Annotated in this window: 21 protein-coding genes; 12 read left to right on the top strand and 9 right to left on the bottom strand. The window is 74.5% G+C overall.

Annotated elements, in window-relative coordinates; translation table 11 throughout:
• Positions 1–4 precede the first annotated feature (4 nt).
• From bchY to DT057_RS16380, 10 genes are all read left to right on the top strand, one after another.
• Complete coding sequence (gene bchY / locus DT057_RS16335) at positions 5–1,681, top strand: chlorophyllide a reductase subunit Y (RefSeq protein WP_407068119.1); 1,677 nt, start codon at positions 5–7, stop codon at positions 1,679–1,681.
• A complete protein-coding gene (bchZ, locus tag DT057_RS16340) occupies positions 1,681–3,144 on the top strand; it encodes a chlorophyllide a reductase subunit Z (RefSeq protein WP_128563167.1) in 1,464 nt (487 codons plus the stop codon). Before bchY ends, bchZ begins: the two co-directional genes overlap by 1 nt.
• A 95-nt stretch (positions 3,145–3,239) precedes the next feature.
• The gene (locus tag DT057_RS16345; protein WP_128563168.1) at positions 3,240–3,452 is read left to right on the top strand and encodes a hypothetical protein; all 213 of its coding nucleotides are present in this window, start codon (positions 3,240–3,242) and stop codon (positions 3,450–3,452) included.
• A gap of 134 nt (positions 3,453–3,586) precedes the next feature.
• Entirely contained in the window at positions 3,587–3,817 is a 231-nt protein-coding gene (gene pufB, locus DT057_RS16350; RefSeq protein ID WP_128563169.1) for a light-harvesting antenna LH1, beta subunit, read from the top strand.
• 16 nt (positions 3,818–3,833) lie between these two features.
• Positions 3,834–4,013, top strand: a complete 180-nt coding sequence (gene pufA, locus DT057_RS16355; RefSeq protein WP_128563170.1) for a light-harvesting antenna LH1, alpha subunit — start codon at positions 3,834–3,836, stop codon at positions 4,011–4,013.
• A gap of 227 nt (positions 4,014–4,240) precedes the next feature.
• The gene (gene pufL, locus DT057_RS16360) at positions 4,241–5,065 is read left to right on the top strand and encodes a photosynthetic reaction center subunit L (protein ID WP_128563171.1); all 825 of its coding nucleotides are present in this window, start codon (positions 4,241–4,243) and stop codon (positions 5,063–5,065) included.
• A 96-nt stretch (positions 5,066–5,161) separates the two neighbouring features.
• Positions 5,162–6,139, top strand: coding sequence for a photosynthetic reaction center subunit M (gene pufM, locus DT057_RS16365; protein WP_128563172.1), 978 nt, complete (start codon positions 5,162–5,164; stop codon positions 6,137–6,139).
• Positions 6,136–7,191: a photosynthetic reaction center cytochrome PufC gene (pufC, locus tag DT057_RS16370; protein ID WP_128563173.1), complete on the top strand. Its 1,056-nt coding sequence runs from the start codon at positions 6,136–6,138 to the stop codon at positions 7,189–7,191. The genes pufM and pufC overlap by 4 nt, the downstream gene beginning before the upstream one ends.
• A gap of 321 nt (positions 7,192–7,512) precedes the next feature.
• A complete protein-coding gene (locus DT057_RS16375) occupies positions 7,513–8,514 on the top strand; it encodes an efflux RND transporter periplasmic adaptor subunit (RefSeq protein ID WP_407068120.1) in 1,002 nt (333 codons plus the stop codon).
• A gap of 5 nt (positions 8,515–8,519) precedes the next feature.
• A complete protein-coding gene (locus DT057_RS16380; protein WP_128563175.1) occupies positions 8,520–11,678 on the top strand; it encodes an efflux RND transporter permease subunit in 3,159 nt (1,052 codons plus the stop codon).
• Between the two features lie 11 nt (positions 11,679–11,689).
• Here DT057_RS16380 and DT057_RS16385 read toward each other — a convergent pair whose 3' ends face one another.
• The 9 genes from DT057_RS16385 to DT057_RS16425 form a co-directional block, all read right to left on the bottom strand.
• A complete protein-coding gene (locus DT057_RS16385; protein ID WP_128563176.1) occupies positions 11,690–12,331 on the bottom strand; it encodes a glutathione S-transferase family protein in 642 nt (213 codons plus the stop codon).
• 40 nt (positions 12,332–12,371) lie between these two features.
• Positions 12,372–13,922: a c-type cytochrome gene (locus DT057_RS16390; protein WP_128563177.1), complete on the bottom strand. Its 1,551-nt coding sequence runs from the start codon at positions 13,920–13,922 to the stop codon at positions 12,372–12,374.
• A gap of 41 nt (positions 13,923–13,963) precedes the next feature.
• The gene (locus DT057_RS16395; RefSeq protein WP_203236295.1) at positions 13,964–14,284 is read right to left on the bottom strand and encodes a hypothetical protein; all 321 of its coding nucleotides are present in this window, start codon (positions 14,282–14,284) and stop codon (positions 13,964–13,966) included.
• A 187-nt stretch (positions 14,285–14,471) separates the two neighbouring features.
• Positions 14,472–14,960 carry a TspO/MBR family protein gene (locus tag DT057_RS16400; protein WP_128563178.1) on the bottom strand — a complete coding sequence of 163 codons (489 nt, stop codon included), beginning with the start codon at positions 14,958–14,960 and terminating at the stop codon, positions 14,472–14,474.
• Positions 14,957–16,135 (bottom strand): geranylgeranyl diphosphate reductase, encoded by a 1,179-nt coding sequence (locus DT057_RS16405; protein WP_128563179.1) that lies wholly within the window; start codon positions 16,133–16,135, stop codon positions 14,957–14,959. The genes DT057_RS16400 and DT057_RS16405 overlap by 4 nt, the downstream gene beginning before the upstream one ends.
• 48 nt (positions 16,136–16,183) lie before the next feature.
• The gene (locus DT057_RS16410) at positions 16,184–17,533 is read right to left on the bottom strand and encodes a BCD family MFS transporter (RefSeq protein WP_238313787.1); all 1,350 of its coding nucleotides are present in this window, start codon (positions 17,531–17,533) and stop codon (positions 16,184–16,186) included.
• A complete protein-coding gene (chlG, locus tag DT057_RS16415) occupies positions 17,530–18,414 on the bottom strand; it encodes a chlorophyll synthase ChlG (protein WP_128563180.1) in 885 nt (294 codons plus the stop codon). Before chlG ends, DT057_RS16410 begins: the two co-directional genes overlap by 4 nt.
• 125 nt (positions 18,415–18,539) lie before the next feature.
• Positions 18,540–19,955: a transcriptional regulator PpsR gene (ppsR, locus tag DT057_RS16420; protein ID WP_128563181.1), complete on the bottom strand. Its 1,416-nt coding sequence runs from the start codon at positions 19,953–19,955 to the stop codon at positions 18,540–18,542.
• An 80-nt stretch (positions 19,956–20,035) separates the two neighbouring features.
• Positions 20,036–20,842, bottom strand: coding sequence for a cobalamin B12-binding domain-containing protein (locus DT057_RS16425; protein WP_238313786.1), 807 nt, complete (start codon positions 20,840–20,842; stop codon positions 20,036–20,038).
• Between the two features lie 377 nt (positions 20,843–21,219).
• Between DT057_RS16425 and bchF the strand changes: the two genes are divergently transcribed.
• A complete protein-coding gene (bchF, locus tag DT057_RS16430) occupies positions 21,220–21,726 on the top strand; it encodes a 2-vinyl bacteriochlorophyllide hydratase (protein ID WP_128563182.1) in 507 nt (168 codons plus the stop codon).
• The gene (locus DT057_RS16435; RefSeq protein ID WP_128563183.1) at positions 21,723–22,997 is read left to right on the top strand and encodes a ferredoxin:protochlorophyllide reductase (ATP-dependent) subunit N; all 1,275 of its coding nucleotides are present in this window, start codon (positions 21,723–21,725) and stop codon (positions 22,995–22,997) included. Before bchF ends, DT057_RS16435 begins: the two co-directional genes overlap by 4 nt.

A 22,997-nucleotide genomic window follows, 5' to 3' on the forward strand; every position in this document is an offset into this window, starting at 1 on the left:
CCCGATGGGCGTCTCCCTCGACATCGGCGCGCTGCGCGCCCGGAAGTCCGCCCCGGCGGCCGGGATCCCGCTCCCGGCGGCCGGATCTCCGCCGGCGGCCGCAACTCCGCCCCCGGCGGCCGGGTCTCCGCCCCCGGCGGCCGTATCGCCGCCCCCGGCGGCCGTATCGCCGCCCCCGGCGGCCGGGATCCCGGCCCCGGAGGCCGTGAACCTCGCGGCCGCGCAGGCCGACGGCCTCGGCTGCCACGCCGGCGCCGACACCATGCGCGCCGCCGCCCGCGCGGCGGGCCTGAGCGAGACCCTGGAGACCTACGCCCGGGACTACCCGGCCGGGCCCCACGACCAGCCCCAGAGCATGTGCCCGGCCTTCGGCTCGCTCCGGGTCGGCCTGCGCATGCGGCGCACCGCCACGATCCTCTCGGGGAGCGCCTGCTGCGTCTACGGCCTCACCTTCACGTCGCACTTCTACGGCGCGCGCCGCACGGTCGGCTACGTGCCGTTCAACTCCGAGACGCTGGTCACCGGCAAGCTGTTCGAGGACATCCGCGAGGCGGTCCGCACGACCGCCGACCCGGCCCTCTACGACGCGGTCGTGATCATCAACCTGTGCGTGCCGACCGCCTCCGGCGTCCCCCTGCGGCTGCTGCCGCGGGAGATCGACGGGGTCCGCATCATCGGCATCGACGTGCCGGGCTTCGGGGTGCCGACCCACGCCGAGGCCAAGGACGTGCTCGCCGGCGCGATGCTCCGGGTCGCCCGCCAGGAGGCCGAGCGGGGCCCGGTCCAGGCGCCTCGCGGGGGCCGCGACGGGCGCCCGAGCCTGACGCTCCTCGGCGAGATGTTCCCGGCCGATCCGGTCCAGATCGGCGCGATGCTGGAGCCGCTCGGCCTCGCCGCCGGCCCCGTCGTGCCGACCCGCGAGTGGCGCGAGCTCTACGCCGCCCTCGACGGCGCGGCCGTCGCCGCCGTGCACCCGTTCTACACCGCGGCGATCCGCGAGTTCGAGGCGGCGGGCCGGCCGGTGATCGGCTCGGCGCCCGTCGGCCACGACGGCACCGCGGCCTGGCTCGACGCGGTCGGCGACGCCTGCGGCGTGCCCCGGGCCACCGTCGAGGCGGCCAAGAACCGGCTGCTGCCCCCGATCCGCGCCGCGCTCGCCGAGAGGCCGATCCGGGGCCGGATCACGCTCTCGGGCTACGAGGGCTCCGAGCTCCTGGTGGCGCGCCTGCTGATCGAGAGCGGGGCCGAGGTTCCCTACGTCGGCACCGCCTGCCCGCGCACGCGCTGGTCGGATCCCGACCGGGAATGGCTCGAGGCCCGCGGCGTCACGGTGCGCTTCCGCGCCTCCCTGGAGCACGATCTGGCGGCGCTGCAGGCCATCCGGCCGGACCTCGCCATCGGCACGACGCCGGTGGTGCAGAAGGCCAAGGAGATGGCGATCCCGGCCCTCTACTTCACCAACCTGATCTCGGCCCGCCCGCTGATGGGCGTCGCCGGGGCCGGCTCGCTCGCCCAGGTGGTGAACGCCGCGCTCGGCAACCAGGCCCGCTTCGAGGCGATGCGGGGCTTCTTCGAGGGCGTCGGCACCGGCCACGCCGCCGGGATCTGGGAGGACGTGCCGGTCAGGCGCGCGCCCGTCCCCCGCAAGGCCGCCCAGAAGCCGATCGGGGAGATGGCCTGATGCTCGTCCTCGATCACGACCGCGCCGGCGGCTACTGGGGCGCCGTCTACGTCTTCACGGCGATCAAGGGCCTCCAGGTCGTCATCGACGGCCCGGTCGGCTGCGAGAACCTGCCGGTCACCTCGGTGCTGCACTACACCGACGCGCTGCCGCCCCACGAGCTGCCGATCGTGGTGACGGGGCTCGCCGAGGAGGAACTCGGCCGCCACGGCACCGAGGGCGCGATGAAGCGCGCCCACGCCACCCTCGACCCGGCCGAGCCGAGCGTCGTCGTCACCGGCTCGATCGCCGAGATGATCGGCGGCGGCGTGACGCCGGAGGGGACCGGCCTCCAGCGCTTCCTGCCGCGCACCATCGACGAGGACCAGTGGCAGGCCGCCGACCGGGCCATGACCTGGCTCTGGAACGAGCACGGGCTGAAGAAGGCCGCCCGCAAGGGCGTGATCCCGAAGCCGCCCGAGCGCAAGGCCGGCGAGAAGCCCCGGGTCAACCTCATCGGCCCGGCCTACGGCACCTTCAACATGCCCTCCGACCTCGCCGAGATCCGGCGCCTCGTCGAGGGCATCGGGGCCGAGGTCAACCTCGTGTTCCCGCTCGGCTCCCACCTCGCCGACGTGCCCCGCCTCGTCGAGGCCGAGGCCAACATCTGCCTCTACCGCGAGTTCGGGCGGCTCCTCTGCGAGTCCCTCGACCGGCCCTACCTGCAGGCGCCGATCGGCATCCACAGCACCACCCGGTTCCTGCGGGCGCTCGGCGGGATCCTCGGCCTCGATCCCGAGCCGTTCATCGCGCGCGAGAAGCACACGACCCTCAAGCCCCTCTGGGACCTGTGGCGCTCGGTGACGCAGGACTTCTTCGGCTCGGCGAGCTTCGGCATCGTGGCGACCGAGACCTACGCCCGGGGCGTGCGCCACTTCCTCGAGGACGAGATGGGGCTGCCCTGCCGGTTCAGCTTCGCCCGCACGGCGGGGCAGAAGCCCGACAACGCCGCGGTGCGCCGGGCGATCCGCGAGACGCCGCCGCTCGTGCTGTTCGGCTCCTACAACGAGCGCATGTACCTCGCGGAGGCCGGCGGGCGGGCGGTCTACGTCCCGGCCTCGTTCCCGGGCGCGGTGATCCGGCGCCACACCGGCACGCCCTTCATGGGCTACGCGGGCGCGACCTACCTGGTCCAGGAGGTCTGCAACGCGCTCTTCGACGCGCTGTTCCACATCCTGCCGCTCGCCCGCGACATGGACGCCGTCGAGGCCACGCCCGCCCGGACCCACCGGGAGCTGCCCTGGGAGGAGGCCGCCCGCGCGCGGCTCGACGCCCGGGTCGAGGAGAGCCCGGTCCTGGTGCGGATCTCCCTGGCCAAGCGGCTGCGCGACGCCGCCGAGCGCGAGGCCCGGCGCGCCGGGGCCGAGACCGTCACCGAAGCCTTCGTCGAGCGCGCCCACGGCACGCTCATGGCGGCCGCGTGAGCGCCGCCCTCGCCCACCCGGAGGGCGCCGCCGGCGCCCTCCGCCCGACTGTCCAGCCGCGTCCGGCCGCCGGCGCGAGGAGGAGTTCCGACGCCATGCACCGTTCCTTCGTCACGGGGTCGCGCTCCCAGCAGGAGCAGGTCCAGTTCCGGGTCATCCTGGCGGCAACCTATCCGGTCTTCCTGATCGCGGCCGTGCTGCAACGCGTGCTGCCCGCGCGCGAGCACGGCACCGCGCCGCGGCGCTCCGTGTTCGGCGAGGCGCGGGCCATGGCCCTCTCGGCCATCCCGTTCGCCTTCATGGGCTGAGGCACGGCACCTTTCCGCCGCCGCGAGGCGTCGGAGAACCCACCCTGCCGCACCCCGTGGCCTCGGGAGGCGGCAGGGCGACACCCGCCGCGGGGCTCAACCCGCCCGCGGCCAAGCACGCGGAGGTTCTCGTCATGGCCAACGGTATCGACAAACCCAGCACCCTCTCGGGGCTCACCGAGGCGGAGGCCAAGGAATTCCACGGCATCTTCGTCACGAGCTTCATCATCTTCACGGCCGTCGCGGTGGTCGCGCACTTCCTGGTCTGGCTGTGGCGGCCCTGGCTGCCGGGGCCCAACGGCTACTCGGCGCTCGAGGAGAGCGTGAAGGTCGCGGCCCACGGCATCCTGCCGTTCATCTCCTGAGGAAGGATCGCCCGTCATGCACAAGGTCTGGCTACTCTTCGATCCCCGTCGCACCCTGGTGGCGCTGTTCACCTTCCTGTTCGTCCTGGCCCTGCTGATCCACTTCATCCTGCTCAGCACCAGCCGCTTCAACTGGCTCGAGGGCCCGGCGAAGCGGGCGGAGGCGCCAGCGCTGTCGCTGGTGCTGCCGACCTAGGGCAGGCTCCGACGAAGCGCCCGCGGCCCTCGACCGAGCGCCCGCGGCTCGCCATCCGGCGCCCGCGGCCCCTCGACGATCCCGGCAGGCGACGCGTCGCCTGCCGGGATCGTCAGGGTCCGCCGGACGGCGCGCGCCCGTCCCTCCGCGGGCGGTCCCGGCGGGGACCGCCCGCGGCGCGGCCCCGGCCGCCACCTGCCCCGAGACCTGCCCGGAGACCTCGCGCCATGGCAATGCTCAATTTCGAGAAGAAGTACCGGGTTCGCGGCGGCACCCTGCTCGGCGGCGACCTGTTCGACTTCTGGGTCGGCCCGTTCTTCGTCGGGTTCTTCGGCGTCACGGGCCTGTTCTTCACCCTGCTCGGCACCGGCCTCGTGGTCTGGGGCGCGGCCCTCGGGCCGACCTGGAACATCTGGCAGATCAACATCGCGCCCCCGGACCTGAAGTACGGCCTGGCCCTCGCGCCCCTGAAGGAGGGCGGGCTGTGGCAGCTCATCACCTTCTGCGCCATCGGGTCGTTCGCGTCCTGGGCCCTGCGCGAGGTCGAGATCTGCCGCAAGCTCGGCATCGGCTACCACGTGCCCTTCGCCTTCTCGGTCGCGATCCTGGCCTACGTCACCCTGGTGGTGGTCCGGCCCCTGCTGCTCGGCGCCTGGGGGCACGGCTTCCCGTACGGCATCCTGAGCCACCTCGACTGGGTCTCGAACGTCGGCTACCAGTACCTGCACTTCCACTACAATCCGGCCCACATGCTGGCGGTGACGTTCTTCTTCACCACCACGCTGGCGCTCGCGATGCACGGCTCGCTGATCCTGTCGTCCACCAACCCGCCGAAGGGCGAGGTGGTGAAGACGCCCGAGCACGAGGACACCTACTTCCGCGATACGATCGGCTACTCGATCGGCACGCTGGGCATCCATCGCCTCGGCCTGTTCCTGGCCCTCTCGGCCGGGTTCTGGAGCGCCGTCTGCATCGTGATCAGCGGCCCGTTCTGGACCCGCGGCTGGCCCGAATGGTGGGGCTGGTGGCTGAACCTGCCGGTCTGGCGCTGAGAGCGCCGGGCCCCGGCGGCAGCGCGGCGGCGCCGTGACGGCGCCGCCCTCCGATTCCCGAACCCGACGCGCCACCCACCAGAAGGCCTCGCCGCCATGGCGTACTACCAGAACATCTTCACGCAGGTTCAGGTCCACCCCCGGGTGCCCGAGCACGGGGTCACCATCGCGGAGGACAAGCGGGTCGGCACGCCCGGCTTCAGCTACCTCGCGGGGCTCGTCGGCAACGCGCAGGTCGGGCCGATCTACCTCGGCACCCTCGGCACGCTGTCCCTGGTGAGCGGGCTCATCGCCTTCGAGATCATCGGGCTCAACATGTGGGCCTCGGTGAACTGGGACCCGATCCAGTTCCTGCGCCAGCTGCCCTGGCTCGCGCTCGAGCCGCCCCGACCGGAATACGGGCTGATGATCCTGCCGCCCCTGGCGGAGGGCGGCTGGTGGCTCCTCGCCGGCTTCTTCCTCACCGCCTCGATCCTGCTGTGGTGGCTGCGCCTCTACCGGCGGGCCCGGGCGCTGGGCATGGGCACCCACGTGCCGTGGGCCTTCGCCTCGGCGATCTGGCTCTACCTCGTCCTCGGCTTCATCCGGCCGATCCTGATGGGGAGCTGGAGCGAGGCGGTGCCGTTCGGGATCTTCCCGCACCTCGACTGGACCGCGGCGTTCTCGCTGCGCTACGGCAACCTCTTCTACAACCCCTTCCACATGCTCTCGATCGTCTTCCTGTACGGGTCGACGCTGCTGTTCGCCATGCACGGCGGCACCATCCTGGCGGTGAGCCGCTACGGCGGCGAGCGCGAGATCGAGCAGATCGTCGACCGCGGCACCGCGACGGAGCGCGCCGCCCTGTTCTGGCGCTGGACCATGGGCTTCAACGCCACGATGGAATCGGTCCACCGCTGGGCCTGGTGGTTCGCGGTCCTGACCACGCTCACCGGGGGCATCGGCATCCTGCTCACCGGCACCGTGGTCGACAACTGGTACCTCTGGGCCGTCAAGCACGGCGTGGCGCCGTCCTACCCGCAGGTCTTCGGGCCGGTGGTCGATCCCCTGAGCATCCCGGGAGGCGCACGATGAGACTCGCGCTCCAGATCATCGGCGTCATCGCGGCGGTGCTGCTCACGGGCGCCATGCTCGGCACCGCCGGATGGACCCACCCGCCGGTCGACACCCAGCAGGTCGGCTTCCGCGGCACCGGCATGGAGACGGTGCGCAACCCGCGCACCCAGGCCGCCCTCCTCGCCGCCAACGTGGCCCCGGACCCGCAGGACCCGGCCCCGCCCGGCGGCGATCCCGCCACCGCGACCTACCAGAACGTCCAGGTGCTCAAGGACCTCAGCACCGACCAGTTCAACCGCCTCATGGCCTCGATCACCGAGTGGGTCTCGCCCGAGCAGGGCTGCGCCTACTGCCACAACGTCGAGAACATGGCGGACGACAGCGTCTACGCGAAGAACGTCGCCCGCAAGATGATCCAGATGGTGCGCCACATCAACGGCGGCTGGAAGAACCACGTCGGCGAGACCGGCGTGACCTGCTACACCTGCCACCGCGGCCAGCCCGTGCCGGCGAACGTCTGGCACATCAACCCGGGCCCGCCCCACGCCGTCGGCTTCGCGGCCCGGGACAACGGCCAGAACCACCCGAGCAAGGTCGCGGGGCTGTCCTCGCTGCCCTACGATCCCTTCGCGTCGCTCCTCGGCGACAAGGAGGTCGACAACAACGCGATCCGGGTCGCGGCCACCACCGCGCTGCCGACCAGCAAGGGCAAGCCGATCCAGGAGGCCGAGCGGACCTACAGCCTCATGATCCACATGTCGGAGGCCCTCGGCGTCAACTGCACCTACTGCCACAACACCCGCGCCGTGTCGCAATGGTCGCAGAGCACGCCGCAGCGCACCACCGCCTGGCACGGCATCCGCCTGGTGCGCGACGTCAACGGCAACTACATCGACCCGATCACCTCGATCCTGCCCGAGGCGAGGCTCGGGCCGGAGGGCGATGCGCCCAAGGTCGACTGCACCACCTGCCACCAGGGCCTCACCAAGCCGCTGAACGGCGCCAAGATGCTGACGACCTATCCGGAGCTCGCCGGGGATCCGGCGCCCGCCCCGGCCGCGAAGCCCTGAAACCTCCCGCCGGCCCGGTCCGCGCTCCGGGCCGGACCGGCGACGCGGGCCCGGACGGGACCGAAGGCGGGGGGCGCGGCGACGCCGCGCCCCCCGCCTCGCCGCGTCGGGACCGGGCGCCCGCGCGTCCCGGCAGGTTCTCCTCGGGCTCCGGCATGTCCGCCCGAGCCGCGGCATGGTAGGGGTGCGGCACCCGCTGCCGCGCCCCCGGGCGCCGGCGCGGTGGCCCGCTCGAGGGGCCGCCCTTCGCGTTCAGGCTCAGCGCCCGTGACCCTCCCCCGCCCGCGCGGCGCGTCCCGCGTCCTCCTCGGCCTCGCCCTCCTGGCCCTCCCGGCCGGCGCGGCCTGGCTCGCGGCGCCCTGGCGGCCCGCCGGCCCGGCCGCGCCGGTGCGGCTCGCCCCGACCCGCGCGGCCGTGGAGGAGGGCCGCACGGTGGTGCGGCTGACCCCGGCCGAGCGCCGGCGGATCGGCATCGAGACCGCGACGCTGCGGGCCGGCGCCCACCGCGAGGAGCGCCAGGCCTACGGGGCGATCCTGGACCTCGCCCGGGTCACCGAGCTCACCAACGCCTACGCGGCCGCGAAGGCGCAGCTCCAGACCGCGCAGGCCCGGATCGAGGTGTCGCGCAGCGCCTTCCAGCGCGCCAAGGCGCTCGGGCCCTACGCCACCGCCGTGCAGGTGGAGACGAGCGAGGGCGCCTACCGCACCGACGAGGCCTCCCTGGCCAGCGCGGAATCGCAGCTTCGCACGCTCGCCGCCACCGCCCAGCAGGAATGGGGCCCGGTGATCGGGCGCGCGATCGTCGGGCGCTCCGACCTCGTCACCCGGCTGATCGAGCGCGAGCGCTTCCTCGTGCAGGTCACGCTGCCCCCCGGCGAGGCCCCGGCGGCGGCGCCCGCCGTGGCCTACGCCGAGGTGCCGCCGCAGAGCGCCCGGGTGCCCCTCGCCTACGTCTCGCCCGCGACCCGCACCGACCAGCGCATCCAGGGACTGAGCTACTTCTACACCGTGGCGGGCACGAGCGGCTTCCTGCCCGGCATGAGCACCCTGGCGTTCCTGCCCGCCGACCGGGCGGTCGAGGGCGTGGCCGTCCCGGAGGAGGCGGTGGTGCACTGGCAGGGCGGCGCCTGGTTCTACCGCGGCGTCGGGCCGGATGCCTTCGCGCGCCACCCCCTCGGCCCGGACGCGCCGATGTCGGCGGACGCCTTCGTGGTCGCGGGGCTGCCGGGGGAGACCGAGATCGTGCTCAAGGGCGCCCAGGCGCTGCTGTCGGAGGAGATGAAGAGCCAGCTCCAGGTCTCCGGCGGCGCCGACGACGATTGACGCGGATGGCGCGCGCTCCCCGAGGCCCGCAGGCGGCGCTCGTCGCCTTCGCGGTGCGCCTGCCCGGCACGGTGCTGGCCCTGGCGCTGGCCCTGGCGGCCTGCGGGCTGATCGCGCTCGGCGAGGCGCGCTACGACGTCTTTCCCGAATTCGCGCCGCCCTCCGTGGTGGTCCAGACCGAGGCGCCGGGCCTGAGCCCCGAGCAGGTCGAGCTCCTGGTGACCCAGCCCGTGGAGCTGGCGGTCAACGGCCTGCCGGGGGTCGAGCGGCTGCGCTCCGCCTCGATCCAGGGCCTCTCGGTGATCACCGTGGTGTTCCGGGCCGGCAGCGACGTGTTCCGCAACCGCCAGCTCGTCACCGAGCGCCTCGCGGCCGCGGCCGGGCGCCTGCCCCAGGGCGTGCAGCCGCCCGCCATGACGCCCCTGACCTCCTCGACCAGCACGGTCCTGCTCGTCGGGCTCACCTCCGCGGCGCGCTCGCCGATGGAGCTGCGCACGCTGGCCGACTGGACGGTGCGGCTGCGGCTGCTGGCGGTGCCCGGCATCGCCCAGGTCTCCCTCTACGGCGGCGAGGTGCGGGCGCTCCAGGTGCAGGTCCGGCCCAGGGACCTCGTCCGGTTCGGCATCGGCCTGCCGGAGGTGCTGGCCGCGGCCCGCCGCGCCACCGGGGTGCGCGGCGCGGGCTTCGTCGACACGGCGAACCAGCGCGTCACCCTCCAGACCGAGGGCCAGTCCCTCACGCCCGAGCAGGTCGCCCGGGCGGTGCTGGTCAACGAGGGCGGCGCGAGCGTCGTGCTCGGCGACGTCGCCACCGTGGCGGCGGCGCCCGAGCCCCCGATCGGCGCGGCCCTGGTCGACGGCGAGCCCGGCATCCTCATGATGATCGGGGCGCAGTACGGCGCCAACACCCGCGAGGCCACGCGCCGCGTCGAGGCGGTGCTCGCCGCGTTGCGGCCCGGGCTCGAGCGGGACGGCGTGCGGCTGCACCCGGATCTCTTCCGCCCGGCGGACTTCATCGCGGTCGCCAACGCCAACGTGCTCCAGGCCCTCGCCCTCGGCGGCGCCCTGGTGGTGGTCGTGCTGTTCGGCTTCCTGTTCGACTGGCGCACGGCCTTCATCAGCTGCACGGCGATCCCCCTCTCGCTCCTCGCCGCCGTGCTGGTGCTCCAGGCGCTCGGCGAGACGCTCAACACCATGACGCTCGGCGGGCTCGCCATCGCGATCGGCGAGGTGGTCGACGACGCGGTGATCGGCGTCGAGAACGTGGTGCGGCGCCTGCGCGAGAACCGCCGGCGCGGCGGCAAGCGGCCCGGGGCCGCGGTGGTGCGCGACGCCGTCCTCGAGGTGCGGGTCTCCGTCGCCTACGCCACCGTCGCGGTCCTGCTGGTGTTCCTGCCGGTCCTGGCCCTGTCGGGGGTCGCCGGGCGCCTGTTCGGCCCCCTGGCGCTGGCCTACATCCTGGCGGTGCTGGCCTCGCTCGCCGTGGCGCTCCTCGTCACGCCGGCGCTGGCCGTGCTGCTCCTCGCCGGGCGCGAGGGCGGATCCCGGACGGGCCCGCCCACGTCCCTCGAGGACCCGCCGCTGATGCGCTGGTCGCGGGCGGCCTACGAGCGGGGCCTGCGCGGCATCGACCGGGCGCCGCGCCTCGTCGCCGCGGCGGCCCTCGCGCTCAGCCTCGCCGGCGCGGCCGCGCTGCCGTTCTTCGGCAGCACCTTCCTGCCGGACCTGAAGGAGGGCCACCTGATCCTCCACATGGCGGCGGCGCCCGGCACCTCGCTGCGAGAATCCCTGCGCCTCGGGCGCCACCTGAGCGAGGGCCTGCGGGCGATCCCGGGCGTGCGGGCGGTGGCCCAGCAGGTCGGGCGCGCCGAGGCCGGGCAGGACACCGCCGGCACCCACTACAGCGAGGTCCACATCGCCCTCGCGCCCGGCCTCGACGGGGCCGGCCAGAAGGCCGTCGAGGCCCGGATCCGCGCCCTGACGGCGGAGTTCCCGGGCGCGGCCTTCGCGCTCAAGACCTTCCTGACCGAGCGGATCGAGGAGACGGTCTCGGGCTTCACCGCCCCGGTGGTGATCCACCTCTTCGGCAACGACCTGACGCGGCTCGAGGCGGCGGCGCGCGTCCTCGCCCGGGAGCTCGGCGAGGTCAGGGGCGCGGCGGACGTCCAGCTCCAGTCGCCGCCGGGCCTGCCGCAGGTCACCCTCTCGCTGCGCCCCGCCGACCTGCGCCACTGGGGCCTCGACGCCGTGGACGTGCTCGAGCTCGTGCGCACCGCCTACCAGGGCGACGTCGTCGGCCAGGCCTACGAGGGCAACGCGGTCGTCAACGTCATGGTGATCCTCGACGCGGCCCTGCGCGGGCGCCTCGCGGCCCTCGGCGAGCTGCCGCTGCGCACCCGGGGCGGCGCCTACGTGCTGCTGCGGCAGATCGCCGACATCTACGAGACGCCGGGCCGCTACCAGGTGCTGCACGAGGGCGCGCAGCGGGTGCAGACCGTGACCGCCGGCGTGGTCGGGCGCGACGTCGCCTCCTTCGTGGCCGAGGCCCGCCGCAAGATCGCCCGCGAGGTCGAGCTGCCGCCGGGCGCCTCCCTGGCGATCACGGGCAGCGCCGAGGAGCAGGCGCGCGCGCGGCGCGACCTCCTGCTCTGGTCGGGCCTCGCGGGCCTCGGCATCGTGCTCCTGCTCGCCCGGGTGGCGGGCCACTGGCGCAACCTGGCGCTGGTGCTGGCGAACCTCCCCTTCGGCGTGGCGGGGGGCGTGGCCGCGGTCGCGGCGACCGGGGGCGTGCTCTCCCTCGGCTCGATGGTGGGCTTCGTGACCCTGTTCGGCATCTCGCTGCGCAACACCATCATGATGGTCGCGCATTACCGCCACCTCGTCGCCGTCGAGGGCCGGCCCTGGTGCGCCGCCACCGCCGTCGCGGGGGCGGGGGACCGCCTGGTGCCGATCCTGATGACCTCGCTCGTCACCGGGCTCGGCCTCCTGCCCCTCGCCCTCGGGGCCGGCGAGCCCGGCCGCGAGATCGAGGGGCCGATGGCGACCGTGATCCTGGGCGGCCTCGTCACCTCGACGCTCCTGAGCCTCCTCGTCCTGCCGACGCTCTCCCTGCGGTTCGGACGGTTCGCGGGCGGGCGGGCCCCGGCCGGCGCGCCGGCGCCGTGAGCGGAAGGGGGTCAGGTCAGGAGGGGCGCCATGTCCGGGTCGCCGGCCCGCATCGCCCGGCGGTAGGCGTCCCGGGCCCCGATGCGCTGCAGGTAGGCCTGGATCGCCGGATAGGGCGCGAGGTCCACGGGCTGGAACAGCCGCATGGTCGTGAGCGAGAACACCGAGACGATGTCGGCCGCCGTGAGGGCGTCGCCGGCGAGGTACTCCGCCTGCCCGAGCCGCGCCTCGACCTGGGCGAAGGCGCGCGCGAGGCGACCCTGGATCGCCCGCAGGACCGGGTTGTCCGGGGCGAGGTCGAGCCGGCCGAGGATCATGGCGCGCCCCATGGCGGGCTGGAGCGTGCCGTTCGCGTAGTGGAGCCAGTACAGGTAGGCGGCGAAGTCCGGGTGGTCCGGGCCGGGCGCGAGGCGGCCCCCGCCGTGCCTGGCGAGGATGTAGGCCACGATGGCGCCGGACTCGGCCAGCACCAGCGCGCCCTCGGTGATCACCGGGGCGGTCCCGGACGGGTGGAGCGCCCTGAGGGCGGGCGGCGCCAGGATCGTCACGGGATCGCGCGCGTAGCGCTCGAGCCGGTAGGGGACGCCGAGCTCCTCGCAGAGCCAGATGATGCGCTCGGACTGGGAGCGCCCGAGGTGATGGATCGTCAGCATGGCCCGCGGCCCTCCCGTGTCGCCGTCGCCCTGCCGGGCGCTACTTCGAGGCCCGGTCGGGGTTCTTGATCTGGCCGTAGACGAGGCTCGCGAAGTTGCCGAGCGCCACCGGCCAGGTCGGGCCCGCGGCGTCCCGGTTCGCCACTTGGCAGAACCTGGCGGTCAGGCCGTTGACGAGGTCGGCCTGGCTCGCCTGCGGGGCCGCGGCCTTCACCTTCGGCAGCACGGCGTTGATGCGCGGCAGCATGTCCTCGGCCTTGACGTCCCGCAGCTGGGCGGCGGCGTCGGGCTCGTCGAGGGCCCTGGCGACGTCCGCGTTGGCGACCGGCTCGCAAGACCCGTTGCCGGCCAGCATCGAGGCGGTGTCGGCCCGCAGGGTGCCGACCTGGCCGGGCTTGGCGGTGGCCGGGGCCTGGTTGCCGAAGCTCTGGCGGACGTAGTTCGTGACCTGCGCGACCTCCTCGTCCGTCATGCCGGCGCCCACCGCCGGCATCGCCGCGTACTCGCCCCGGGCGCTGAGCCCGCCGAGGATCACCCGGATGACCGTCTCGGGCCCCTGGGCCAGCACCGCGCCGTTGCCGGCGAGGGCCGGGAAGGCGCCCGGGACGCCCTTGCCGTCCTGGCGGTGGCAGGAGACGCAGTGGCTGAGGTAGGCCTGCGACCCGGGCGGGGCGCTCTGGTCGAAGGCCGAGGGCGTCCTCTCCTCGTAGGTGGACTTCGCCGGCAGGGTCTTGAGGTAGACCGCGATGGCCCGCACGTCGTCGTCGGGCAGCTTGCTCAGGCTCTCGTCGATCACCTGCCGCATCGGGCCGGCGGCGACGCCGGCCCGGCCCGAGGCGGCGCCGGTCTTGAGGTAGGTGAAGAGCTGGTCCTCCGTCCAGGCGCCGAGCCCCTCCTTGTCGTCGCCCGACAGGTTCGGGGCGAACCACTGGTCGGTGGTGCCGCCCTCGAGGTAGCCGGCCCATTGCGAGGTGCCGACGAGCTTGCTGCCGTTGTGGCAGGCGCCGCAATGGCCGAGGCCCTGCACCAGGTAGGCGCCGCGGTTGATCTGCGGGCTCCGGGCCGGATCGGGCTCGAAGCGCTTGTTCGTGAAGAAGGCGAGGCGCCAGCCGAGCAGCCCCTCGCGGCTGATGTCGAGGTTGAGCGGGAAGACGAGGTCGTTCGGCTTGCGCGGCGCGCTCACCGGCGCGAGGGAGAACAGGTAGGCCTTGATCGCCCGGATGTCCTCGGTCGAGACCCGGGTGTACCAGGGGAACGGCATCGCCGGGTAGATGTAGCTGCCGCTCCTGGTGATCCCGTCCTGCATCAGGCGGCGGAAATCCTCGTCGCTCCAGTCGCCGATGCCGGTCTCCTTGTCGGGCGTGATGTTGGGCGTCGCGACCTTGCCGAGCCCGAGCGGGAAGGTGAGGTAGTACCCGCCGGCGAGCAGCTTGCCGCCCGGCGCGGTGTGGCAGGCGACGCAGTCGCCGGCGGTGGCGAGGAGCTCGCCGCGCTTCACCAGGTCCGGGTCGGCGCCCTGTGCCCGGGCGCCGCCGAGGGCGAGCACGGCGAGCGACACGGACCCGAGCGCGTGGGCGATGATGCGACGCATGGCGGCGTGGTCTCCGGGTGCCCCTCGGGACGGGGCCGGCTTCAGGGAAGGGGGCGGCTCGGACGCGAGGGCGGCCCGGCCGCGGGCGTGGGCGGCGCGGCCCCGAGGCGCAGCCCGAGGTCGGCGAGGTGGGCGATCAGGGAGCCGACGAGCGCCAGGGCCAGCCAGCGCCAGTCCGCCCCCGTCAGGGCGGCGCGCAGGGCCAGCATCAGGCAGGCGCCCGAGGCGAGGTTGGCGACGAGGGACGCCGGCGCCGGCCCGTGCCCGGCGCGGCGGCGCCAGGCGAGCAGCAGGACGGCCTCGACGGCCACGAGGGCGAGCACGAGGTCGATGAGGCGACCGCTCGCGAACCATTCGGCCACGTGTCGATCCTCCCGGCAGCCGCGGCGGGGCAGGGTTTCGTGTCGGGATGACGCAGCGTACCGCCCGGGCCGCCGCGGCAATGCGGAAACGAGGGCGGGCGCGGGCCGGTTCGCCGGAAATCGTTCCGGGACCGATTTGTCGCACGTCCCTGCGGCGACCTGCCCGGGTCGTCTCCGGCCCGCGCCCTCAGAACGGCCCGTTCATCCGCACGATCGACCAGTTGAGGCAGCCCGCCACGCCGACCCAGGCGAGGTAGGGCACGAGCAGCCAGGCGCCGAGCCCGGAATGCCGCCCCACGACCGCGACCAGCACCGCGACCGAGAGCCAGAGGGCCACCACCTCGACGAGGGCCCAGTCCGGCCGCCGGAGCCGGAAGAACAGGCCGCTCCAGGCGACGTTGAGCACGCCGTTCACCGCGAAGGCGAGGAGCAGCCAGCTGCGCTCGGGGCCCGGCGGCGCGGCGTTCCAGGCCAGCACGCCGGACACCGCCGTGAGCGTGAAGATCACCGTCCAGACCGGCCCGAAGGCCCAGTCGGGCGGCTTCCAGGACGGCACCCTGAGGCCGGCGTACCAGGGCCCGAGGGTGGTCATCGCCGCGCCCAGGACCGCCACCACGATGGCGGCGAGTGCCGCCACGACGATCGGTCCCCAGCGTCCCTCCGCGAGTGCGCTCAAGGCGAGACCCAGCGGAAGAGGTGGGCGAGGTCCTTGAAGAAGATGCGGGCGTGCGCGGCGGGCCGGGCCCGCACCAGCTCCTTGTTCATGTAGGCCTCCCAGGTGAGGCTCTGCACGTCGGGGTCGCGGCAGATGCTGACGAAGCGCTCGCGCAGGGCGTCGTTGCGGTACCAGACCGCCTGCATCAGCCGCAGGATCCAGAACACCCGGCCGTGGGCCCTGAGGAAGCGCCGCCGCGCCCCCGCGAGCGCCCGCGCGTCCCCGGTGCGCAGGAAGGCGTCCGCCGCCTCGGCCGCGAGGCGCCCCCCGAGCATGGCGTAGTAGATGCCCTCGCCGGAGGCCGGCGCGACGAGGCCGGCGGCGTCGCCCGTGAGGAGGACGTCGCGGCCGTTGTCGAAGCGGCGCAGGGGCTTGAGCGGGATCGGGGCGCCCTCGCGCCGCACCGTCTCGCCGGCGTCGAGGCCGGTGGCGCGGCGCAGGGACCCGACCGCCCCGCGCAGGGAGAAGCCCTTGCGGGCGCTGCCGGTGCCGATGCTGATCGTGTCGCCGTGCGGGAAGATCCAGGCGTAGAAGTCGGGCGAGAGCGCGCCCTGGTAGTAGACGTCGCAGCGCGCCGGGTGGAAGGCCCCCTCCGGCGGGGTGCGGACGATCTCGTGGTAGGCGAAGACCTGCCGCATCCGGGCGTGGCCCGGGATCTCCTGGCGCCCGACCGTCGAGGCGGCGCCGTCGGCCCCGATCACCAGGCGGGTGCGCACGCTCTCCTCGCTCCCGTCGCGGCGCCGGTAATGGACGCGGGCGAGCCCGTCCCCGGGGCGAGTCAGGCGCAGGAAGGTGGCGGTGCGCCGCGCGGCCCCGGCCCCGGCGGCGCGGTCGCGCAGCCAGGGGTCGAAGGCCTCGCGGTCGACCATGCCGACGAAGCCCTCGCCGACCGGCATGTCGACCTGCCGGTCGCGGGGCGAGACCATGCGGGCGCAGCGGATGCGCGCCACGATGAGCGCGTCCGGGACCGCGAAGTCGCGGATCAGGCGCGGCGGGACGGCGCCGCCGCAGGGCTTGATCCGGCCCTCCTTGTCGAGGAGGAGCACCCGGCGGCCCGCCTGCGCGAGGTCGGTGGCCGCCGTCGCCCCGGAGGGCCCGCCGCCGACCACCACGACGTCGTAGGTCTCCTCGTCCATGGCCGTGCCTCCCGGAAGATGCCTTGATGCGGGTTGCCGCCCGGGCCGTCAGCCGGGCGAGAGGGCCAGGGCCGCGGGCCCCGGCGGCGCCGGGGCGGGCGCCCCGATCCGCAGCGCCATCGCGGCGGCGGCGCAGAACAGCAGGGCCTCGCCGGCGAAGACCGAGGCGTAGGCCGGCAGGGTGTCGCCGAGGAGGAGGCGGGCGAGGTCCACCGCCACGGCGCCGAGGAGGCCGCCGAGCCCGAAGGCCACCCCCTGCGCCGCGCCCCAGACGCCCATCCGGGTGCCGTGGCGGCCCTCTCCGGTCCCGTCCCGGCACTCCGCCCGCCCGCCGGTGCCGGCGAGCCCCATCATCGCGCCGATCGCCGCCACCGCAAAGATGCCGTTGAACAGCCCGAGCCCGAACACCAGCGCCCGCAGGGGCGCCTCCGGCCCCGAGAAGCCCGCGGCCGCGATCGCCCCGAGGGCGACGGCGGAGCCGGCGCAGCCGGTCACCGTCCAGACGCGAAGGGAGCCGAGGACCGGCCCGCCGACGCGGGTGGTGATGCCGGCGACCCACAGCATCCCGGCGAGGACGCCGCCGTTCTGCAGGCCGGCGAGCTGGGTGGTGGCGCCCGGCGTCATCGCGAAGACGACGCCCGCGAAGGGCTCGAGGATGAGCTCCTGCGCGCTGTAGGCGAGCATGGCCACGAAGACGAACACCGTGAAGCGCCGCGAGGCCGGCTCGGCCCAGACCTCGGCCAGGGCCCGGCGGAACGGCACCCGGGCGGGCGCGCCCGCCGGGGCGGCCGGGCGCGGGCGCTCGACGCCCCGCACCGCCGCGAGGGCGAGCAGGAAGGCGAGGCCCGACACCGTGCCGGAGACCGCGACGAGGCGCGTGCCCGAGAAGGGATCGAGGAAGTGGCCGGCGAGGGGCGCCGTGACGACGAAGCCCGCGATCATCATCACCCAGACGACCGTGGCGGCGGCGCCCCGGCGCCCCGGCGCGACGCCGGTGGAGAGCAGGACGAGGAGGGAGGTGCCGGCGGCCCCGACCCCGACGCCGACGGCGAGGAAGGACAGGATCGCGAGGGCGAAGCCGGCGGCGGCGTGGGTGCGCAGGAGGGCCGTCGCGACGGCGGCCCCGAGGCCGCCGAGGGCGAGCAGCGCCATGCCGCCGACGATCCAGGGCGTGCGGCGGCCGCCCACGTCGGAGCCGTAGCCCCAGCGCGGCCGCAGCACCTGCACGGCGTAGTGGAGGGCGACGAGGCCCCCCGGCACCGCGGCCGGCAGGGCGAGCTCCACCACCATCACGCGGTTGAGGGTCGAGGTCATCAGCACCACGATCGCGCCGAGGGCCGTCTGCACCAGGCCGAGCCGCGCGATGGTGCCCCACCCGAAGGCCGCCGGGGCGCTCACGCGAGGCCTCCCGCCAGGGGGCGCAGCGCGAAGGCCGCCGCCAGCATGCCGAGCACGTAGAGCAGGGTGCCGGTGGCGTTGTACCAGGCGGCCCGGCCCCGCGGGTCGCGCAGGAAGCGCCGCATCAGGACGCCCTGGCCGGCGAGCAGCAGCGCCACGGCGCCGGCGTGCCAGGGCCGCTCCCAGGCGAGCAGCGCCGCGACGACGGCGACCTGCGGCAGCCCCATCACCAGGCAGGCGAGGCGCGCCGCGCCCGCGCTGCCGAGCTGGACCGGCAGGGAGCGGATGCCGGTGGCCCGGTCCCCCTCCATCGACTTGAAGTCGTTGAGGGTCATGATGCCGTGGGCGCCGATGCTGTAGAGGAGCGCCACCAGGAGGATGCGCCGGTCCGGCAGCGCGGCCGCCATCACGGCGGCGCCCGTGAACCAGGGCAGGCCCTCGTAGCAGAGCCCGACCGCGGAATTGCCCCACCAGCCGTTGCGCTTCAGCCGCAGGGGCGGCGCGCTGTAGATCCAGGCGAGCACCAGCCCGAACAGCGCGGCGCCGAGGATCCAGGGCCCGAGGGCGGCGGCCACGAGGAGCGACAGCAGCGTCCAGCCCGCCGCGACGTAGAGGCCCCAGCGGCCCGGCATCCGGCCCGAGGGGATCGGGCGGTCCGGCTCGTTGATGGCGTCGACGTGCCGGTCGAACCAGTCGTTGACCGCCTGGCTGGTGGCGCAGACGAGGGGGCCGGCGAGCACGATCCCGGCCGCCGCCACGGGCCAGCGGCCCTGGAGGGCGGCGCCCGAGGACACCACCCCGCAGCCGAAGGCCCACATCGGGGCGAACCACGTGATGGGCTTGAGAAGCTCGATCAGTGCGCTCGGAGCCGGTGTCGCCATACCCCGGAGGCTAGGATCGCGGCCACCGGAGTGTCAAGCGGAGTTTACAGTCGGGCCGATTTTCCCGCCCTTCTGCCGGGCGGCTTCCGCAGCGACAGCCATCCCGGCCCCGAGGGGCCGGGGGCTCAGTGCTCGGTCTCGTCGGGCTCGTCGATGCCGTCGAGGTCGCCCAGGCCGTAGCGGCGCAGCTTGGCGTAGAAGCCCTGGCGGCTGAGCCCCAGCATCTCCGCCGCCGAGGCGCGGTTGTCGTTGGTGATCTTGAGGGCGGCCTCGATGCAGAGGCGCTCGATCAGGTCGGTGGTCTCGCGCACGAGGTTCTTCATCGAGACGCGGCCGACGAGCTCGGTCATCTGCTCGACGGAGCGGGGGAACTCGCGCCCGCCCGGGACGGCCGCGGGGACGATCCGGCGCGGCACGGAGCGGACCGTGAAGCCGAGGCAGGGCTGCTCCCCGCCCGGCACCGAGACGGCGGCGACCTCGACCTCCTCGAGGCCCCCGAACTCGCCGCGCACGACCGTCGCGAAGTGCCGCACCGAGCCGTGCTCGACCAGGGTGGCGAACAGGGCGCTGAACTCGGTGCCCTCGCGGCCGAGCCAGCGGTCGAGCGATTCGCCCTTGGCCTGCTGCTCGCTCGCGAGCTGGGCGAGGTCCAGGAACGCCGCGTTGGCGGCGAGCACGTGCCGGTTGCGGTCCGTGAGCACGAAGCCCTCCGGCAGCGCGTCGATGACGTTGAGCACGCCCGAGCGCGCCGGGCCCGGGCCGGGCGCCGCGGCGAGGGAGGGCGAGAGCCGCACCAGGATGTGGGTCGTGCTGTCCTGCCGGAACAGGGCGGCCGCGACGCGCGCCTCCCCGCGCCGGTTGGCGAGGCGGGCCGCGACGTCCTCGGCCTGGCCCGTGAGGCGCAGGCCCACGAGGAGCGCCTGCACGGCCTTGCCGCTCTCGGGCTCGAACAGGTCGACGAGGTCCTGGCCCACGATCCGCTTGGCCGCCCGGCCGAGCAGGCGCGCGGTCGCCGGGTTGACCTCCGCCACCCGGCGCGTCGCCGCGTCGACGATCATCACCGCCTCGCCGGCGAGCTGGAACAGCATCCGGTAGCGGGTCTCGGCCCCGCGCAGGCGCAGGTAGTCGCGCTCGAGGGCCTGCTGCGACTCGGCGAGCCGGCGCTGCAGGGCCGCGAGCGCCCTGAGATCGCGGCCGATGGCGATGATCGGCCCGTTCCCGGGCAGCCGCAGGGCGGAGTAGCGGATCGGCACGTCGATGCCGCTCGCCGAGGGGTGGTTGACCTGGCGCCAGCGCGTCACCGCGCCGGGCGCGGCGTCCTGGAGCAGGTCCGCGATCTTCGGCCGGCTCTCGACCGTGACGGTGTCGATCCAGCGCCGCCCGAGCCAGCGGCCGACGCCCTCGTCCGCGAGGTCGTCGCTGCCGAAGGTCGCGTCGCGGATCACGCCGTCGTGGTCGACGACGAGCGAGAGGTCCGTCGCGGCCGCGACCAGGACCCCCGTCGTCTCCGCATCCAGGTGGGCGACGGCATCTCGAAGCACCGCGAAAGCATCCTTCGCAGTTAGGCTCACTGAACTGTTCACGGGCTACCGCAACTCGCCGACCACCATGAACACGTGTTTCAGCAGGCTCTTACGCGCAGATCAAGCAGGTTTTCGGCGATTCCGGGCGCGGCCCGGGCATCCGTCACCGCCGCGTCGGCCCCGACGAGGCGGAGCCGGTCCGGCCGCTCGTGGAAGGCGGGGCCCCCCACGAGCAGCCGCAGGGCCTGGTTGCAGGAGGCGCGCCGCATCTCCGGAATGGTCTCGCCGAGGGTGCCGAGGCGGCCCTCGTCGGAGAGGGAGAACCCGGCGACGTCGAACCACTCGTCCCTGACGCGCCGCAGGGGATCGAAATCCTCCTGCCCGAGGCTCGACACCACCTCCCAGCCGGCCTCGCGGAAGAAGCGGTCCACGATCGTCAACCCGAACGTGTGCGCCTCGCCGGGGGCGGGCATCAGCAGGATGCGGCGGCTCGACGGGCAGGCCTCGGCCGGCTCGCCGCACAGGCTCTCGAGCCCGTGCACCATGCGCCGCAGCCGCCCCATCGCCACCGTGACCTGGACGAAGTCGCAGATGTCCTGCTCCCAGAGCAGGCCGAGGTGGCGCGCCGTCGGGGCCATCAGGTCGAGGAGCAGACTCTCCAGGCTCAGGCCCTCCTCCAGCATCGCCCGCACCTCGGCCGCCGGGTCGGTCTCCTGGTCGGCCAGGATCAGGGAGCTGAACCGCACCACGTCCTCGGGCTCGGGCCTGTGGCGGGTCGGGCGGCGCTGCGGCGCCCCGCCGCCGTGGGCGAGCATCAGCCGAGGGATGATCTCCGCCTCGACGACCCGCGCGAGGTCGTCGCGCCAGCGCGGGTCGCCCGCCTGGGCGGCCGGCGCATGGTCCACGCCGCCGGGCCGCGGCCTCTCGCGGGAAACAGACGCGACTCCAGACGCTTGGCTGAAATGCCTCAGCTCACCCACTGGCGCCTCCCCCCGCGCATATTGCCCGGTCTGCGCTTGCCGCTAGGACATTTTTCTTTGGTTCTTGGCCGGTCGCGGCGGAGCGCGGCCGGTATCGGCAAGTCGAGGTTGTAACCTTTGCGGAAGATACGCCTCTCACTCCATCGCGCAAGACCCAATCTCGCCGACGGCAGGGAAATGTCAGCCCGCCGGACTGTCAACTTGTGTTGACACTCTCGTCGGCCTGGCCCTAGGCTGCCCTCCGTCCGGAACCACCGCCAACGGGGGCCGGGCGGGGCGGTAACGAGGCAGGGCAGGCGGCGATGACGTATCCCGGAGACCGGCCGGTCCTGTACACGGCGGCGCAGCGCCGGCGGCGCGACGCCACCCCCTGGACGGTGGTGCAGGGCGTCCTTGCGCCGGTCCAGTTCGCGGTCTTCCTCGTCAGCGCGGTGCTGGTGCTGCGCACCCTGGCGACCGGCGAGGGCGAGGCGGCGGCCAACGCCTCCGTGGTCGCCAAGACGCTCGCCCTCTACGCCATCATGGTCACCGGGTCGCTCTGGGAGAAGGCGGTGTTCGGGCGCTACCTGTTCGCCCCCGCCTTCTACTGGGAGGACGTCGTCAGCATGCTGGTGCTGGCGCTCCACACCGCCTACCTGGTGGCGCTGGCCTCGGGCGGCGTCGGCACCCGGGCGCTGATGCTCCTCGCCCTCGCGGCCTACGCGACCTACCTCGTCAACGCCGGCCAGTTCCTCCTCAAGCTCCGGGCGGCGCGGGCCGGGGCGCCCGCCCGCCCGGCGGGTGCCCGCCTGGCGGAGGCGGCCCGGTGAACGCGCACGCCCCGCTCCCCGGCGCCGCGGGCGGCCCGGTCCTGCGCCAGGAGCGCGGGCAGCGGGCGGTGTTCTGCGGGCTCACCGGCATCGTCTGGCTGCACCGCAAGATCCAGGACGCGTTCTTCCTCGTCGTCGGCTCGCGCACCTGCGCGCACCTGATCCAGTCCGCCGCCGGCGTGATGATCTTCTCCGAGCCGCGCTTCGCCACCGCGATCATCGACGAGCGCGACCTCGCCGGCCTCGCCGACGCGAACGAGGAGCTCGACCGGGTGGTGCGCCGCCTCCTGGAGCGCCGGCCCGACATCCGGCTCCTGTTCCTCGTCGGCTCCTGCCCGTCCGAGGTGATCAAGCTCGACCTCGGCCGGGCGGCCGAGCGCCTCTCGCACCGCGTCGCCCCCGGCGTGCGGGTGCTGAGCTACTCGGGCAGCGGCATCGAGACCACCTTCACGCAGGGCGAGGACGCCTGCCTGGCGGCCCTCGTGCCGGGGCTGCCGCCGGAGGCGGCGGGCGCCCCCGCGCCGCTCCTCGTCGCGGGCGCCCTCGCGGACGTGGTCGAGGACCAGTTCGCCCGCCTCTTCGCCGCCCTCGGCATCCCGGTGCGCTTCCTGCCGGGGCGCCGCGCCGCCGAGCAGCCCCCGGTCGGGCCGGGCACCCGCTTCCTCCTGGCCCAGCCCTTCCTGGCCGACACCGCCCGGGCCCTCGAGGCGCGCGGCGCGGTGCGGCTCGCGGCCCCGTTCCCCCTCGGCGAGGAGGGCACGACCCTGTGGCTGCGGGCCGCCGCCGAGGCGTTCGGCGTGGCCCCGGAGCGCTTCGAGGCCGTGACCGCGCCCGGGCGCGCCCGGGCGCGCGCGAGCCTCGCGCGCCAGCGGGCGCTCATCGCCGGCCGCCGCGTGTTCTTCTTCCCCGATTCCCAGCTCGAGGTCCCGCTCGCCCGCTTCCTGGCGCGCGAGCTCGGGGCCGCGCTCCTCGAGGTCGGCACGCCCTACCTGCACCGCCAGCACCTCGCCGAGGAGCTGCGGCTCCTGCCCGACGGGACGGTCGTCAGCGAGGGCCAGAGCCTCGACGACCAGCTCGACCGCTGCCGGGCGGTCAGGCCCGACATCGCGGTCTGCGGCCTCGGCCTCGCCAACCCGCTCGAGGCGGAGGGCGTGACGACCAAGTGGTCGATCGAGCTCCTGTTCACCCCGATCCAGGGCTACGACCAGGCCGGGGACCTCGCCGAGCTGTTCGCCCGCCCGCTCAATCGCCGCACCCGGCTGGAGGTCTGA

Source organism: Methylobacterium crusticola, assembly GCF_003574465.1.
Classification (GTDB): domain Bacteria; phylum Pseudomonadota; class Alphaproteobacteria; order Rhizobiales; family Beijerinckiaceae; genus Methylobacterium; species Methylobacterium crusticola.

What these genes read in the sequence shown, in the direction of transcription:
- DT057_RS16405 (WP_128563179.1), bottom strand. Translation starts at nt 16,135, where the DNA reads ATGGACGAGGAGACCTACGACGTCGTGGTGGTCGGCGGCGGGCCCTCC.
- bchF (WP_128563182.1), top strand. Translation starts at nt 21,220, where the DNA reads ATGACGTATCCCGGAGACCGGCCGGTCCTGTACACGGCGGCGCAGCGC.
- pufC (WP_128563173.1), top strand. Translation starts at nt 6,136, where the DNA reads ATGAGACTCGCGCTCCAGATCATCGGCGTCATCGCGGCGGTGCTGCTC.
- DT057_RS16385 (WP_128563176.1), bottom strand. Translation starts at nt 12,331, where the DNA reads ATGCTGACGATCCATCACCTCGGGCGCTCCCAGTCCGAGCGCATCATC.
- bchZ (WP_128563167.1), top strand. Translation starts at nt 1,681, where the DNA reads ATGCTCGTCCTCGATCACGACCGCGCCGGCGGCTACTGGGGCGCCGTC.
- pufB (WP_128563169.1), top strand. Translation starts at nt 3,587, where the DNA reads ATGGCCAACGGTATCGACAAACCCAGCACCCTCTCGGGGCTCACCGAG.
- pufL (WP_128563171.1), top strand. Translation starts at nt 4,241, where the DNA reads ATGGCAATGCTCAATTTCGAGAAGAAGTACCGGGTTCGCGGCGGCACC.
- DT057_RS16380 (WP_128563175.1), top strand. Translation starts at nt 8,520, where the DNA reads ATGGCGCGCGCTCCCCGAGGCCCGCAGGCGGCGCTCGTCGCCTTCGCG.
- chlG (WP_128563180.1), bottom strand. Translation starts at nt 18,414, where the DNA reads ATGGCGACACCGGCTCCGAGCGCACTGATCGAGCTTCTCAAGCCCATC.
- DT057_RS16390 (WP_128563177.1), bottom strand. Translation starts at nt 13,922, where the DNA reads ATGCGTCGCATCATCGCCCACGCGCTCGGGTCCGTGTCGCTCGCCGTG.
- DT057_RS16345 (WP_128563168.1), top strand. Translation starts at nt 3,240, where the DNA reads ATGCACCGTTCCTTCGTCACGGGGTCGCGCTCCCAGCAGGAGCAGGTC.
- pufM (WP_128563172.1), top strand. Translation starts at nt 5,162, where the DNA reads ATGGCGTACTACCAGAACATCTTCACGCAGGTTCAGGTCCACCCCCGG.
- bchY (WP_407068119.1), top strand. Translation starts at nt 5, where the DNA reads ATGGGCGTCTCCCTCGACATCGGCGCGCTGCGCGCCCGGAAGTCCGCC.
- pufA (WP_128563170.1), top strand. Translation starts at nt 3,834, where the DNA reads ATGCACAAGGTCTGGCTACTCTTCGATCCCCGTCGCACCCTGGTGGCG.